This is a genomic window from Actinocrinis sp., assembly GCF_035938995.1.
Taxonomy (GTDB): Bacteria; Actinomycetota; Actinomycetes; order Streptomycetales; family Catenulisporaceae; genus DASZGI01.
This window is the reverse complement of the sequence record NZ_DASZGI010000128.1, coordinates 1-14584: the sequence shown is the minus strand read 5'-3', so window position 1 is coordinate 14584 and position 14584 is coordinate 1. Positions and strand designations below refer to the sequence as shown.

General features: G+C 69.8%; 11 protein-coding genes and 1 pseudogene. 3 read left to right on the top strand and 9 right to left on the bottom strand.

Going from position 1 to position 14584, the window contains the following annotated elements:
* Window positions 1-58 precede the first annotated feature (58 nt).
* On the bottom strand, window positions 59-379 hold the full coding sequence (locus tag VGZ32_RS08500) for a hypothetical protein (protein ID WP_326885328.1): 321 nt from the start codon (window positions 377-379) through the stop codon (window positions 59-61).
* Between the two features lie 385 nt (window positions 380-764).
* The gene (locus tag VGZ32_RS08495; protein WP_326885327.1) at window positions 765-2183 is read right to left on the bottom strand and encodes a recombinase family protein; all 1419 of its coding nucleotides are present in this window, start codon (window positions 2181-2183) and stop codon (window positions 765-767) included.
* A 25-nt stretch (window positions 2184-2208) separates the two neighbouring features.
* Here VGZ32_RS08495 and VGZ32_RS08490 point away from each other — a divergent pair, with 25 nt between their 5' ends.
* Together VGZ32_RS08490 and VGZ32_RS08485 are read left to right on the top strand one after the other, a co-directional pair.
* Window positions 2209-2337 (top strand): hypothetical protein, encoded by a 129-nt coding sequence (locus VGZ32_RS08490; RefSeq protein WP_326885326.1) that lies wholly within the window; start codon window positions 2209-2211, stop codon window positions 2335-2337.
* A 133-nt stretch (window positions 2338-2470) separates the two neighbouring features.
* Window positions 2471-2998 (top strand): flavin reductase family protein, encoded by a 528-nt coding sequence (locus VGZ32_RS08485; protein WP_326885325.1) that lies wholly within the window; start codon window positions 2471-2473, stop codon window positions 2996-2998.
* 48 nt (window positions 2999-3046) lie between these two features.
* Here VGZ32_RS08485 and VGZ32_RS08480 read toward each other — a convergent pair whose 3' ends face one another.
* From VGZ32_RS08480 to VGZ32_RS08470, 3 genes are all read right to left on the bottom strand, one after another.
* On the bottom strand, window positions 3047-4834 hold the full coding sequence (locus tag VGZ32_RS08480; RefSeq protein ID WP_326885324.1) for an IucA/IucC family siderophore biosynthesis protein: 1788 nt from the start codon (window positions 4832-4834) through the stop codon (window positions 3047-3049).
* 3 nt (window positions 4835-4837) lie between these two features.
* A complete protein-coding gene (locus VGZ32_RS08475) occupies window positions 4838-6724 on the bottom strand; it encodes an IucA/IucC family protein (protein ID WP_326885323.1) in 1887 nt (628 codons plus the stop codon).
* Between the two features lie 172 nt (window positions 6725-6896).
* The gene (locus VGZ32_RS08470; protein ID WP_414642516.1) at window positions 6897-7751 is read right to left on the bottom strand and encodes a VIT1/CCC1 transporter family protein; all 855 of its coding nucleotides are present in this window, start codon (window positions 7749-7751) and stop codon (window positions 6897-6899) included.
* Between the two features lie 664 nt (window positions 7752-8415).
* Here VGZ32_RS08470 and VGZ32_RS08465 point away from each other — a divergent pair.
* Window positions 8416-9267 carry an IucA/IucC family C-terminal-domain containing protein gene (locus VGZ32_RS08465; protein ID WP_326885321.1) on the top strand — a complete coding sequence of 284 codons (852 nt, stop codon included), beginning with the start codon at window positions 8416-8418 and terminating at the stop codon, window positions 9265-9267.
* On the opposite strand, the gene VGZ32_RS08460 is transcribed toward VGZ32_RS08465, so the two are convergent.
* The 4 genes and pseudogenes from VGZ32_RS08460 to VGZ32_RS08445 all read right to left on the bottom strand — a co-directional run.
* Window positions 9173-11308 carry a (Fe-S)-binding protein gene (locus VGZ32_RS08460; protein WP_326885320.1) on the bottom strand — a complete coding sequence of 712 codons (2136 nt, stop codon included), beginning with the start codon at window positions 11306-11308 and terminating at the stop codon, window positions 9173-9175. The genes VGZ32_RS08465 and VGZ32_RS08460 overlap by 95 nt on opposite strands.
* A gap of 24 nt (window positions 11309-11332) precedes the next feature.
* Window positions 11333-12664 (bottom strand): electron transfer flavoprotein subunit alpha/FixB family protein, encoded by a 1332-nt coding sequence (locus tag VGZ32_RS08455; RefSeq protein WP_326885319.1) that lies wholly within the window; start codon window positions 12662-12664, stop codon window positions 11333-11335.
* Window positions 12665-12764: 100 nt separating this feature from the next.
* The gene (locus VGZ32_RS08450) at window positions 12765-13550 is read right to left on the bottom strand and encodes an electron transfer flavoprotein subunit beta/FixA family protein (RefSeq protein WP_326885317.1); all 786 of its coding nucleotides are present in this window, start codon (window positions 13548-13550) and stop codon (window positions 12765-12767) included.
* A 130-nt stretch (window positions 13551-13680) separates the two neighbouring features.
* Window positions 13681-14584: pseudogene (locus VGZ32_RS08445) on the bottom strand (hypothetical protein); the annotation flags it as partial.

Here is a 14584-nt window from a genome sequence, read left to right as displayed (position 1 = left end):
GGACGGGGGTTTCCGCCTCAACTACCGGGAGCGTTGGTAGGAAGCGGAGACTCCGGGCTTATCCGCCGTTGCCGACACGGGTACCGGGGACACGTCCCCTGGTACCACGTGCGTTCCTCAAGATCTCGCCCATGTTGGGCGCGGCCTTGTTGAAGTCGGCAACCTTGACGTAGATGTCCCTGGTGTGACCGTCCGGCGTCCGGACTTCGAGGATCACGAGATCCCCGATGTCCTTGAACGACTCCAACTCGGGAACGAGCACGTCCAGCGCTTTGGGCTGGTCGATGTCCGGGTGCTGGCGCACGACGACGGAGGCGAATTCGTTGTCTGGGGCGTCCTTCCCGCTGAGGTCTGAGACCTTGCGGCTAACGATAGCCATTTCTGCTCCTCTGGTTTCATGTGCAAGCCGAAGCATTTTCGCCTGGCCTACATCCATTTATGCGCCTTCCGCCAGGACATTTCTATAGAGTTTGACAGATCTACAACACCGAAACGAACAGGGAGAACAGGGTAGAGTGACAATCGTTGCGTTGCGCTTCGCGCGGTGCATTATGAAACGTGAGGCCATCGATTATTTTCCCGAGTTGCCTTATAATTGAACATAGATAACCGAGTTTTAAGTTTTAAGTATGGTAATAAAGTCAACTCCAACTATCCGAAAAGAACCCAGCTCCACACCAACAGCGGTGCAGAGCTGGGTTAAGCTTCAGATCGCACGTGCGCCGAAGCTTACGAAGAGTCGCCAGGCTAAGATCCGTCAGCTTCTACTTGGGTGACCGCCACACAACCGTCACACGGTTCTCGTCGTAGGTGGTCTGGACGCCCTTAGCGCGGACGTTCTTCGCTGGCGCAACAACGATCGCCTCGAAGAGCTCTTCTAGGATCGCTTGCTTCCGGTCGAGCGGTAGCTCAGGCCATTCCTCGGCCACCGACGTGACTTGCTTCGTCTTTCGTACCTGCTGCGCTACCTCTGAGCGCAGCTTTTTTTGTTCGTCCTCAAGCTCCTTGATGGACGGAAACACGATCGAGCCTGACATCTCACCAGCACGGTATGCACCCATGAGCTCAGTTACGAGGCGTTCAATCTCCTTCAGCCGTGCGGCACCGGGCACGGCTTGCTCTTTTGGCGCTTCTATTGGCTGGTCGAGGTAGGCGAGAACTAGCTCAGTAATCTGCGCGTCGAGCCTCGGCCCAGAGATGGCGACCACAGCACAACCACCTGAGTCCTTGGACCGGCAGTTGTACATGAAGAATGTGTCACTCCGGCGCTGGTGCACCATATAGGAGCCACACTTACCGCACCGCAGAGTGCGGCTTAGCAACCCTCTAGTCGGCCGGGCGCCCCTACGACGTGACTTCAGCGTCTCGCACAGTGCGCGCCATGTTGCGACATCGATGAGACCACCATCGGCGCGCATGACCGGGTGCCCGTCCTTGTCGAGCACAAGTTCCCTCTTGTACACAGCCAAGCCAGCGATGCCGGGAGCGATGAGGATGCGGCGCACGGTCTCACCAGTGACCCGACCACCACGGGCAGTCGTGATGCCCTTCTGTCGCCACTCCTCAGCGATGGCGGTAGGACGGATGCCAGCGAACACATCCGAGATCGCCTTGTGCGTGATGACGGCCTTGTCCTCGTTGATCGAGCCGTCAGGGTTGCGGTAGAACGCCGGGTAGCTGCTGAAGACGTTCCCCTTCAGTGCTTCGTCCCGGTAGAAGTTGGTGACGCGCTTCACCGTTTTGGCGCTCGAATGGTTGGCGATGTTCACCAACATGCGAGCGACCATCTGACCATCCTCGTCAGTAAGGTCGATGCTCATAGAGGGAAGTAAGAGGACTGGCTTTATACGGCCCTCTTTGATGTAGGCGTGGCAGTACGCCTTGATGACTCGTTCAAGGTCGCTCGGCTGGCGAAAGATGCGATCCAGGTCCCAACCAGCGATGCCGTCGTTCTGGTTGTCGACGAAGTCTTGTAGCCAGGGTTCAAACCCCTCGTCACGGATGACCTCTGGCTTATAGGCTGACTTGTCGTTGTCGATGTACTCATGCGTGGCTACGCCATGATTCGAGATGAGCGGCAGGACAATACGAAGCTGCCGATCAAGGCCGGGAGCACGCTCCTCATCCGTATCTGAGATACGGGCGTACGGGGCAATACGTATGGATGATATGTCCGCTTTCATATATCTGTACCCTTATTATACTACTTTGGGTACAGCTTCCAAAGCTTCGAGCGGCCTCAACGCCCACTGGACGGCGGCGACCCTGGCCGAGGAGTTCGCCAAGTTGCGACTGGCCGCAGACGCCGTCCCCGTGGAGGCGGCCGACGAGAGGTGAACCGGAGCGGGCCGCGCGCCGTGAAACGGGCCGGGGTAAGCCTCACCTTGCCCGTCCCGCATCCAGCCGCCGCGGTCCCCTCGTCGAGAGGCAGGTATCGAGTTATGGTCCCCGCCACCTTCGAGGAGCCGTCATGACCGTCGGCACAGCCCTTCCCGAAGGCGGTACCGCCGCGGCGCCTGCACGCGTCCGGGCGGTGCTGTCCAACTTCCCCAGCGGGGTCGCCGTGGTGACAGCGGTCCACGAGACGACGCCGGTCGGCTTCGCCTGCCAGTCGTTCACCTCGCTCTCGCTCGACCCGCCGATGGTCTCGTTCGCCGTCTCGCGCGCCTCGCAGACCCGGCCGCGGATCCTCGCGGCCGGGCGGTTCTGCGTCAACATCCTGGCGGCGGACCAGCAGTGGCTGTGCCGCCGCTTCGCCGCCCGCGACGTGGACCGGTTCCGGGGTGTCGGCTGGCGGCTTTCGGCGTCCGGCTCGCCGGTCCTCGACGGCGTGCTGGCGTGGATCGACTGCACCGTCGCCGCGGAATACCCGGCCGGGGACCACACGATCGTGGTCGGGCACGTCGGCGAGCTCGCGAGGCCGCGCGAGACCGAGCCGCTGGTGTTCCTGCGCGGCCGGCTGATGCCGGGCGCGCCGCTGGCGTTGACCCACGCCTGATCCCGAACCGGCCGGAGAGGTGGCGGGTTCGGGATCAGGCGGGCTTGGTCAGTCCGATTCGGACAGCGGGTTCGACACGGTGCCGTAGACGGCGGGGAGCGGGCGGTCGGGCCGGTCCCGGTAGCCGTCGAGCTGCAGCCGGTTGCGGTTGAGGCAGAGCCGCTCGACCCGCGCGGTGAGCAGATCGAAGATCGCGAACCGCTCGGCGAGGCCGGGGAAGGCGTCCTGGTACGCGAGGATCTCGGCCCGCACCATCGGCCAGAACTCCCGGTCCGGCACCCCCAGCTCGCGCTCGGCCAGGTCGGCCAGATAGCGGAAGTGGCCTGCGAACAGAGTGGCGTGCAGGTACTCGCACAGGTAGTCGGGGGCTTCGCGCGGCAGGATCTCGGCGAGCTCCGGCGGGACGTCGGCGAGTTCCGGCAGTGCTTTGGAGCTGATGGCCAGGTCGTCGACGAAGTCCTTGATCGCCAGGCGCGCCGGTACGTCCTGCTCGTCGAACACGACGATGGCGTTCTCGCCGTGCGGGCAGAACACGGTGCCGTAGTTGTAGAGGTAGTGCAGCAGGGGCGGCAGCGTCGCAGAGAACAGGTGGCCCAGCCATGCGCGCGGCTCGAGCCCCGACCGGGCGACCAGTTCCGCGAGCAGCGTGCGCCCGGCTGGATCGACGTGCAGCAGCGCGGCGAGCGGGCGGCCCCGCTCCCCCGGCTCCAGCGCTCCGGCGAGCGGTTCGCGCCAGACCGCGCCGAGCATTTCGCGGTATTGGTAGGGAATGCCCGGCAGCGCGTCAAGGCCCGGATGTGCGACGCCGACCGACGCCACCTCGCCGAGCAGCGCCACCCGGCATTCGTCGACGAGGTAGGGATCGGCGCGCGTGATGCCCTTCATCCACGCGGTGACGGCGGGCGCGGCGAGGGTGCGCTCGGTCGGCAGCCCGCGCCACGTCAGCGTATTGAGTACGGAGAGCGGCAGTTTGACGTGGTACCGCTCGGGCTCGCTGACGTTGGTGAAGGTGCGGATGGACTGCTGGGGAAGGTAGGCGTCGGGGCCGGTGCCGAGCGGCACGATGCGGCGGTCGGCGACGTACGGGGCGAACAGGGGCAGGACCGTCTCATCCCACTGCCACGGATGGATGGGCAGCCAGTAGTACGCCGACAGGTCGAGGCGGCGGTGCCGCAGCACGGCTTGGAACGCGGCGACGGTGTCTTCGTCGAGCTCCGCGGCGTACAGCTGGTCGGCGTCGAGGCCGGGCACCGCGCGGAACTCGGCCAGGTCGCGGTGCACGGCGATCCAGGGCAGCGCCATCGGCCGGCGGGCTTCGGGCGCGTAGAGCTGCGCGTCTGAGGAGGAGAAACCCATGCGCCCCTTGTTGAGCACGATCGCGGGGTGGCCGGTCTGGTACCCCTCGAGCCGTTCATAGGGCAGTTCGGCGAGCTCCGCGGCGGCGAGGCCGCCGACGGACAGCAGCTTGGCGTCGGCGGCGAGCGTCGCGTTCAGTTCCCTGATGAGGTGGCCGGCGGTGTCTCCGGCCAGCCCCAGCGCCTGGCGGGCATCGATGAAGAACTGCGCCGGATCGTCGGCCTCCGCGCCGGGTTCCGAGCCGGGCGCGTCTCGGCGGACCGATCCGGGATCTACGAACCAGGACTCGTACGCGCCGCGCCGACCGGTGAACCGGTAGGCGACGCCGCCGTCCAGGTCGATCCGATACTCGCCGTCGCCCTGCTCCACCGGTTCGAGCAGTTCCTCATGACAGAGTTCGGCGATGGCCTTGGCGAGCAGGGCGCGGCCGGCGCGCCGCCAGGTGTCGGCGGTCAGTTCAACGGGCGTGTGCAGCGGCATGGGCTACCTCCCCTGCGTCTGGGGCTCGATGGGCGGGCAGATCGTGGTGCGGTGTGCGAGCGGATTCGGGATGTCCAGATATGCGGCGGCGGCCGTGGGCGGTTCGTCCGGGCCGATCGCCCGGGTGAGCAGATTCGCCCCGCAGCGCAGCGTCTCGCCGTCGAGGAGGGCGACCACCAGGTTCGGGACCCTTCGGCCGGCCTCGGTCCGGTTGGTGGCGAATCGGATCAGGAAGCAGCGAAGGTCGTCCAGCAGCAGCCCTTCATCGGCCAGCCCCTGTACGCCGAACGCCCCGATCAAGCCCAGGATGTTGTTCACCACGAAGTGGTAGCCGAGCCGCTCGTCGGCCACTGTGTAGGGCACGACGGCGCCGCTTTCCGTGCCGACTTCGGGCACCCACCGGGACAGCCCGGCGACACAGGGCTCGGCGAAGCAGATGCTTTGGCTGTCCCGGTAGTATCCGCCGGTCGGCCAGCCGCCGGCGTTCAGCTCGACCAAGGTGTTCTGCTGGTGGGCCGCGAGCGCGACGCCGTGCTGGGCGTACAGCCAGAGGATCGGGGCCGCGACGGTCTCCAGGTAGCGGCCGAACCACTCGCGTGAGACGTCGTCGACCCGGCGGTGCCCGCGGATCGCCAGGCCGGTGGCCAGCAGGGCGAGCAGGGACACGCCGGCCCCCGGCTGCTCGGCGGCCAGGCCCGCGACGCAGCGCACCAGGTCCGACGGTCCGAACGCGTTGGTACGCAGGGCCGCGTCCAGGCCGCTGTCGGGTGCTTCGGCGCCGGGCAGGTCGACGGCGAGCCAGGCCGGGTCGCGCACGATGTGGAAGCTCGGGTGCGCGGCGCCCAGTTCTGCGCCGAGGCCGGCGTCGAGCAGGCGGTGTGCTTCGATGCCGCGCAGCAGTGCTTTGCGATCGTGCTCCCGTCCCGAGCCGGTGATATTCAGGCCGAGGGAGAGTTTGAGCATGACCGGGGCGCCGGTCCGGTAGACGGTGCGCAGCGAGGAGGTCGGGTACCAGAGCGGTCCGGCCGGTCCCAGATCGCGCAGCAGCCCCTCGTCGAGGAGCGCGGCGATGGCGGGCCGGGTGACCAGGTCGCGCGCCTGCCAGGGGTGGGCCGGGATCGCGGCCATCCCGGCCGGGACGATCAAGCCGGGCCCGGGCAGGGCGGCGACCGCGGCCTGTGCGGATCGGTGCAGCGCGCTGTCGGCCGACACGATCGAGGGGTCGGCGGCGAACCAGTGCAGGGGGAACGCGCCGCGCAGTTCCGGGGAGTACGCCGCGGTCTCGGCCTCGGTCAGCGGTCCGCGGCCCTTCGGTGCCGGGTGCAGCGGATCGCCGAGGACCAGTGACTGCTCGGCGCCGAGGAAGGGTGTCGTGCCGGCCGGATCGAAGCGGGCGGCCCGGCGGGCGGCGACGAACCGGGCGATGTGCGCCACCGAGTCGGTGACCCGCGCGACCAGGTCTGTCTCAGGGGCCTGATCGGTTCGGCCCGGCAGCGCGGCGGCCTCGCGCTTGAGCAGCAGCGCGAGCAGGGCCGCGTCGGCGACCACTCCGGTGCGGTCCGCGCGCCTGCCGTCTTGCGTCCGGCGTACCACCCGGGCCTGGCCGAAGCGGTGCCAGCCCACCTCGGACCAGTAGTACACCGGCGCCTCGACCCGTACCCCGCCGGCGTCGAAGTCGAGCCGCAGCATCCCGTCCGCGGGTTCCGGCACGGCCGTCTCGCGTACCCAGCAGCGCAACAGGTTGGCCACGGCGGCGGCGTTCGCCGCGCGCACCGGGTCGGGGTCTGCCACCGGGTCCGCCGAGCGCTCGGGGCGGTCGGCCACGCGCGTCCACGCGCCGGATCCGAACGATGCGTGCCCGGCGGCCGGCCGAGGCGATTCCAGCAACACCCTTTGCTCCTTCTCCCCCGGCCGTGGCGGCGTCCGGCGCGGCGCCTACGGTGCTCGGGGTGGTCGCGTGATCGAGGAAATGCCAGCTGAAGCGAGGACGGGAAGCCGCCTCGGCGCGGGTCCGGACCCCGGTGCGACCGCCGGGGACCGCGTCACGTGGTCCGTGCCGCCGCTATCCCACCTGCGCCCCCACCAGTTGTCCGACGAGGAAGGTCATGCCGGTGGCCAGTGCGCCGAGCGCGAGCTGGCGCATCCCGCCGGCCAGGGCCGGGCGGTTGGCCGCCTTCGCCACGATCCCGCCGCCGCCGAAGGCGAACAGCCCGGCCAGGATCAGCGCGGTGCTGAAGGACTTGAGCCCGAGCAGGTAGGGCAGCAGCGGTGTGAGCGCGCCGACGGTGAAGGCGGCGAACGAGGCCGTGGCGGCGGTCCACGGGGACGGCAGGTCGTCGGGGTCGATGCCGAGTTCCTCGCGGGCGTGCACGTTGAGCGCCTGTTCGGGGTCTTCGGACAGCTGGCGGGCGACTTCGAGGGCAAGCGTGGGCTCGACGCCCTTGCCCATGAATACCTCGGCCAGCTCGGCCAGTTCGCGCCCCGGGTTGCGCTCCAGTTCCTCGCGCTCGGACTCGACCTCGGCGGCGGTGACCTCGTTCTGCGAGGTGACGGAGATGTACTCGCCGGTGGCCATCGAGAAGGCGCCGGCGACCAGGCCCGCCAGGCCGGTCAGGATGATGGTGTGGTTGGCGGCGTGCGCGCCGGTGGCCCCGGCGATCAGGGAGGCGTTGGTGACCACGCCGTCCATCGCGCCGAACACCGCCGCCCGCAGCCAGCCGCCGGTCACGTCGCGGTGGTCGTCGGCGGGGGCCCGGTTGCGGCCGAAGTAGCGCGGCTCGGGCGGCGGGGCGGGCAGCCGCTGGAGCAGTGCCTGGGTGGCGGGGCTGATGAAGTTGGCCGGTGCTGGAGGTGCGGCCGCCTCGGGCCAGGCGGCGGAGACCGGCTGCGGGGCGAAGGCGGCAGTACCTGGGGCCATCGCCGGGGTCGGCATCGGCATCTGTGGCATCTGCGCCCCGGGGACGGCGCCCGGTGGGTAGCCGGTCATAGAGGGCTGCATCTGGGGTGCGGCAGGTGGCAGTAGCATTCCGGGAGGCATACCCTGCATATACGGCATCTGGGGTGCGGGTTGCTGCATTGGAGGCGCGGTCGGCGGCATTCCCGGCCAGCCGGCGCCGGACCGCATGAGTTCTTCCGGCGTGGGAGGCATCGTCGGCCATCCGCCGCTGGAGCGCATGAGCTCGTCGTATCCGGGCGGAGGATAAGAACCGTCGTATCCGGGCGGGGGGTAGGAACCGTCGGACGCGAACGTCGGTGTGGCCACAGATTCTCCCCAGGGTCTTGAGTCACTTCGGCTGTCCGGTTTCCCGCCTGCACGCGCCCGACGCCGAATCGGTTCACCGCGGCCGCACCGCGTCTGTCCGCTGAACCGAACTAAAGCGGTGCGCGTGTACCGGGCAAGCGCGCAGCCACCGGGTCGACGGACCTTTCTCGCAGCACCCTCACATGTCCGCCCTCCGAATGTCGGCCGGGGCGGCGGCGACAAATCGCGTGGAGGGACGCCTTTCTCTCCGCCACGCGATCTACAGCCGCCATAAAGCCCCGGCCGACTTCGAAAAACCTGATTCAACGGAGTTGACGCTGTGCTCACGGCATCCGCGCTCCCTGCCGCCCCACCGGATCTGGCGCCGCCGCGGCCGACGCAGCCGCGCTTCGCGGCCGATCCCTTCGTCGTGGCGGATCCAGACGGCTGGATCCCCGCCACCGCGCTGGTGAGCGGCGAGCGGCTCGAGGCTCTGTTCGAACTGCCTGAGCGGCTTTGGGACGCGCCGTCGCACGCGGCAGCCGTGCTCGCGTGGAAGACGTACACATATCAACTGGCTAAGCCGCTAGCCACGGGCTGGGCGCTGGCGCGGGAGATTCCGCTTCTGTCGCCGGACAACCTCCTGGTCAGGGTGCTGCCGAAGGCGCCGTATCTCGCCGTGGGCCTGCGCCGGTCGGCTTCAGCCGTTCTGCCGGCGAATCCGGCGAGCCGCTTGCCCGAGGCGATCCCGGCGGCGGACGAGGCGGCCCTGCTCGCGTTCTTCCGCGACACGCTGGTCGAGCAGCACCTCCAGCCGCTCCTTGAGCGCACCAAGGAGGTCCGGAAGGTCGGCGAACGCTCGCTTTGGGGCCAGGCCGCAGCAGCGTTCGCCTATGCCTTCGCAGACGTCTCAGCCACCGCGATGCAGGACGCGGCGCTGTTCACGGACGCGCTGCCGGTGCACGGCCTGGCCGGTGTCGACGGCGAAGAGGCGGTCTGGCGCACCACCTGCTGCCTGGCGTTCGCCAGCCCCAGCCTCACCGCGTGCAACGACTGCGTGACCGTCACCCGGACCCGCGCGTCCGGATCAGGGCTCTTCAGCTCTCTGCGGGCGCTGACTCGCTCTCGGTCTGACTGCTCCGCCCGTTCTTCGCGCGCACCGAGCGCAACAGGACATCCGACACGTCGATGACCTGCACCGCATCCGCCGCCGCGCCGTTCTGCTTGCGGTTGTTCAGTCCGTCGGTGAGCATCACGATGCAGTAGGGGCAGGCCGCGGTGACCAGGTCGGGCTGCGTGCTCAGCGCCTCGTCGGTGCGGGTCTCGTTGATCCGCGTGCCGATCGTCTCCTCCATCCACATGCGCGCCCCGCCTGCGCCGCAGCAGAACGACCGCTCCCGGTTGCGCGGCATCTCGGTCAGCCGCACGCCGGGCACGCTGCCGAGGATCTCGCGCGGCGGGCTGAACACCCGGTTGTGCCGACCGAGGTAGCAGGGGTCGTGGTAGGTGACGGCGGCGTCGACCTCGCCCGCCGGTACGAGCTTGCCCTCGGCCACCAGCCGGGCCAGCAGCTGGGTGTGGTGGACGACCTCGTAGTTACCGCCGAGCTGCGGGTACTCGTTGCCGATCGCGTTGAAGCAGTGCGCGCAGGTGACCACGATCTTCTTGGCCCCGGCGGAGTTCAGCGTCTCCACGTTCTGCGTCGCCAGCTCCTGGAACAGCAGCTCCTGGCCGAGCCGGCGGGCCGGGTCGCCGGTGCAGGTCTCCCCGGAGCCGAGGACCATGAATCCGACCCCTGCCTCGTGCAGCAGCTCGGCGACGGCGCGCGAGGTCCGCTTGGCGTTGTCGTCCAGCGCGCCCGCGCAGCCGACCCAGAACAGGTACTCGACGTCGTCGGGGAGGCGCTCGGCGCCGTCCTCGCCGAAGACCCGCACCTCGAACGGCAGCCCGGCGGCCCATTCCATCCGGGCCCGCGCGCCGCGTCCCCACGGGTCTCCGGCCCGCTCGAGGTTGCGCAGCATCGTCTGCGCCTCGCGCGGGAATTCGGACTCGATCAGCACCTGATAGCGGCGCATGTCGACGACGTGGTCCACGTGCTCGATGTCGACTGGGCACTGCTCGACGCAGGCGCCGCAGGTCACGCAGGACCACAGCACGTCCGGGTCGATCACGCCGTTCACGTCCGCGCCGCCGACCAGCGGGCGCTCGGCCTCGGCGCGCACGCTCTCCGGCAGCGCGGCGCGCTCCTCGTCGGAGGAGGCGAGCAGGTACGGCGCCTTCTCCAGGGCGTGGTCGCGCAAGGCCATGATCAGCAGCTTGGGGCTGAGCGGCTTGCCGGTGTTCCAGGCCGGGCATTGGGACTGGCAGCGTCCGCACTCGGTGCAGGTGCCGAAGTCGAGCAGACCCTTCCAGGTGAAGTCCTCGATCGCGCCGCGGCCGATCTTGTCGTCCTCGCCCGGGTCCTCGAAGTCGACCGCCTTGCCGCCGGAGTAGACCGGCAGCAGTGGTCCGAGCGCGCGGGGGCGGCGGGACGCGGCGATGTTGAGCGGGGCCAGGAAGATGTGCAGGTGCTTGGAGTGCACCACGAAGACCAGGAAGGCGAGCACGACGCCGAGCGAGCCGAGGATGCCGACGGTCTCGAGCACGTCGTTCGCGGTGCGCCCGGCCGGGTGGAGCCAGTGCCCGACGGTCTGCGAGGCGTACGCGCCGTGCGGGAACGGGAAGTTGCCGGTGTTGATCTGGGCGCCGCGGTAGAGCAGCAGCGTCCACATCACGTTGAAGATCATCAGCAGGGTGAACCAGGCGGCGCCGAGGTGCGAGCCGAAGAAGCGGGAGCGGCGCCCCTCGCGTTCGGGCGATTGGCGCAGCCGGATCGCGGCGAAGGCGATCAGGCCGAGCAGCACCGCCAGGATGAAAGTGTCCTCGATCGCGCCCAGCCAGGTGTCGGTGCCGATCAGCGGGATGTGGAAGTCGCGGTCGAACAGGGCGCCGTAGCCCTCGACGATGGTGACGCCGAGGATGACGAAGCCCCAGAACACGGCGAAGTGGGCGGCGCCGGCGCCGGTCCACTTGAGCAGCTTGCGCTGGCCGAAGACCTCGACGATCAGCGCTCGCACGCGGGCGCCGACGCCGTCCAGGCGGCCGGGCTCGGCGGGCTGCCCGGCGCGGGCGAGCCGGTAGAGCATCAGGACCCGGCGTCCCGCCAAGGTGAACGCCGCGGCCGTGATGGCCATACCGACGATGATCCGCACCAGCACTTACGCCTCCGCGTGGTCGAGGGTTTCGGGGTGCGCGGCCTGAGGGCGAGCCGCGCGGTCTGGATCGGGGACCCGGGCCAGGTCCCGGGCTTCGGCGTGCGCGGCCTGAGGGCGAGCCGCGCGGTCTGGATCGGGGACCCGGGTTGAGGTTCGGGTGGAGGTCAGGGTCTCCGGAGCGCCGCCGTGCCGGAGCGCGGGCGCGGCCCCGATCGCCGTGCCGCGACGGCGCGCGATCTCGGCGAGCAGCGCGGGCAGCACCCGCCGCAGATCGCCGACCACCCCGAAGTCGGCGATGCGGAAGATGGGCGCGGCCGGGTCCTTGTCGATCGCGACGATTGTGCGCGAATCCTGCATCCCGGCGCGGTGCCGCACGGAGCCGGAGATGCCGCAGGCGACGTACAGGCGCGGGCACACGCTGGCGCCGGTCTGGTCGACCAGCGCCTGCGGCGGACACCAGCCGAGGTCGGCCGCCGCGCGGGAGCCGCCGACCGCGCCGCCGAGGGCGTCGGCGACTTGGCCGAGCAGGTCGAATCCGGCGGCCGAGCCCACCCCCCGGCCCCCGGCCACGACCACGGCGGCGGTCGTGAGATCGGGGCGGCGGGCGGCGGTCTTCGGCGCGCGTGACAGGACGCGCACGCCACCGGGCCGCATCCGCCGCACGGAAACTGACTCCACCACCACAGGTTCGCCTACGGCTGCTGGTTCCGGCACAGCCGCGTCGGCGCGCACGGTGATCACTGGAACGCCGCGGCGCACCGCCGACCCGACGAGGCAGGAGCCGGTGAACGCTTCCTGGATCGCGACCGGGCCGCCGGGGCCGGGCATGAGATCGACCGCGTCGGTGATCACGCCCGAGTCCAGGCGCACCGCCACGCGCGCCGCGACCTGCCGGGCGTCGGGCCCGCACGAGGTGAGGATCGCGGTCGGATGCTCGCGGCTGGCGATTTCGACCAGCGCGGCGGTCGCCAGACTCACCATGTCGCGCCCACGGACACCTCGTGCATCCGCGTCGCCGGCATCGCTGCCCCGCGCTTCGCGAACACCGTCGCCCCACACATCCATATCGCGAGCACCGCCGCCTCGCGCATCTGCGTCGCCAGCACCGCCGCCTCGCGCGTTCGCGCCGTCGCCAGAGTCCTCGTCGTCCTCGGCGATGATCACTCGCGTCACACCGTAGTAGCCCAGGATGCCCGTGATCACGAGGTCCGGGTCGCCGCCGCACAGCACGGCCACCGGCGTGCCCAGCCGCCGGGCCATCGCCACCACAGCGAGGCTGGATCGCAGGATCTCGCCGTCGTCGTCGCGCGCGACGAGAGCCAGCACCGGTCCCACGCCAACCTCCCTCCTCTGCCTGCTGTTCTCCGCACCAACACCGGCCACTGAACGATCACTATGCCTGAAAGGATCACGGGGCATCAGACGAACCGGCCGATCAGATGAAATGACGCTCGGTCAGGAAGTCCGCCAGGCCGACGGCGGCCCCACCCTGCTCGTCGTCCCGGATGACTCCGCCCGCCGCCCGCCTGGTGTGCGGGATCACCATCCGCACCATGGTCGCCGCTGCCGCCAGTCCCACTTCGTCCGCCGCGATGCCCAGGTCGGCCAGCGTCCAGATACGCAGCGGCGCCTGCCGCGCCTGCGCCAGCGCCCGCACCGACGGGTGCCGGGGGCGCCCGGACTGGTCCGTCACCGACACCACCGCTGGGAGCGGCACCGCGACCTCCTCCACCGCGGTTTCGCTCTCCCGGCGTCCGATCGCCTCGCCGCCCTCGATCCGCAGCGTGTCGGCGAAGCACAGCGCCGGCAGACCCAAACGCTCGGCAAGCATCGGAGGCACCATGGACGTCGCCGCGTCGGTCGAGGCGGTACCGCACAGGACCAGGTCGAACCCGAGCCGGTCGACGGCGGCGGCGAGCACCCGGGACGTGGCCAGGGCGTCGGAGCCGTGAAGCGCGTCATCGACGACGTGCACGCCCCGGTGGGCACCGAGGGCCAGCGCCCGGCGCAGGGCCGCCTGGGCGTCGCGCGGCCCCATCGTCAGCGCGGTGATCAGCACGCCGGGCCGGAGTTTCGCGATCCGCAGCGCCTGATCGAGGGCGTATTCGTCGGGTTCGTTGAGCCGACCGGGTGCTGCCGCCCGGTCGAGGGTCAGGTCCGCGGCGAAGTGGCGGTCGGCAGCCGTGTCGGGCACGTGCTTGACCAACACCACAATCTTCATCCGCACCTCCGCCTCGTTGCGGATCTCATGCCGCGGGTGAGTGTATTGGCGCGGATGCCCTGCGCAAAGAGGAAGATTGTCGGCATGACGCACCCTTTTCATTGCGTCACGCCTATTGCATTCGCGCGCCCTATGACACCGGCCGCTGCCCGAAGAGGGCCATGCCAGCGCAGAACGCCGTGCGTGCGTCACGCCAACCGGTCGGCAACACCGCCCCCGAAGGCATCGGCAACGTGATTGCGGTGACCGCGCCGCGAGGGCTGCGGACCATCGCCGTCAACGTCCGGGCGTCCGTGGCGGCCGCATCGTTGCAGGTGTAGCGGCCGCCCAGCTTGATGCTCAAGCTGTGGCCGACGTCGACGGGGAGCGGCAGCGGCGGGTAGCCGAGCGCAAGGCCGGGTTGGTCCACGCCCACCCAGATCACGGTCGCGACGGCCGGTCCGTCGTCGCGCAGGGTCACGACGAGGTCGAGGCCCTCGCCGTCCGCGCTCGGCACGTAGGCTCCGGCCAGCGCGCTCATCGCTATCCGGTCCCGGGCGCGCTGCTCGGCCTGCGCCACGGTGCCGCTCACGGCCAGCGTGGTGGCCACTACCAGCACCACCGACCCGAGCGCCAAGCGCCGGCGCGGGAGCACGACGCGCGACCACCACCGCACGAGTCCGGGCCCGTGATCCACCACGCCCACGGCGCTCTCGGCTCCCGCCGGAGCGTGCGCGAGTGTGTCGCCCGCCGCTAGTCCCACGGCGCCGCCGACACTCGGCGCGCGGCCGCCGGAACCGCCGCCGCGCCAATCGCCGCCATCGCCATCACGCCCGCCGCCGCCATCGTCGGCGTGCTCGAGCGGCTCGTCGTCGTCCTCGAAATCGAAATACAGCGGTGCCGGCGACTCGTCGTCGTCGGCACCGTCGCGTCTAAGCGGCTTCACCACGCCCCCAGCATGCTGTGCCGTATGGCCGTAGCGCCACCATCCGCTCTTATCGGACCGTAAAGCCGCGCGTAGCGTGACCGAAATGCCTGACCGCTCATGCAAGCTC

Excerpts from the sequence above, each read along its gene's own strand:
- VGZ32_RS08480 (WP_326885324.1), bottom strand. The coding sequence starts at position 4,834 with ATGCCGCTGCACACGCCCGTTGAACTGACCGCCGACACCTGGCGGCGC.
- VGZ32_RS08460 (WP_326885320.1), bottom strand. The coding sequence starts at position 11,308 with ATGGCCATCACGGCCGCGGCGTTCACCTTGGCGGGACGCCGGGTCCTG.
- VGZ32_RS08450 (WP_326885317.1), bottom strand. The coding sequence starts at position 13,550 with ATGAAGATTGTGGTGTTGGTCAAGCACGTGCCCGACACGGCTGCCGAC.
- VGZ32_RS08485 (WP_326885325.1), top strand. The coding sequence starts at position 2,471 with ATGACCGTCGGCACAGCCCTTCCCGAAGGCGGTACCGCCGCGGCGCCT.
- VGZ32_RS08470 (WP_414642516.1), bottom strand. The coding sequence starts at position 7,751 with ATGGCCCCAGGTACTGCCGCCTTCGCCCCGCAGCCGGTCTCCGCCGCC.
- VGZ32_RS08500 (WP_326885328.1), bottom strand. The coding sequence starts at position 379 with ATGGCTATCGTTAGCCGCAAGGTCTCAGACCTCAGCGGGAAGGACGCC.
- VGZ32_RS08495 (WP_326885327.1), bottom strand. The coding sequence starts at position 2,183 with ATGAAAGCGGACATATCATCCATACGTATTGCCCCGTACGCCCGTATC.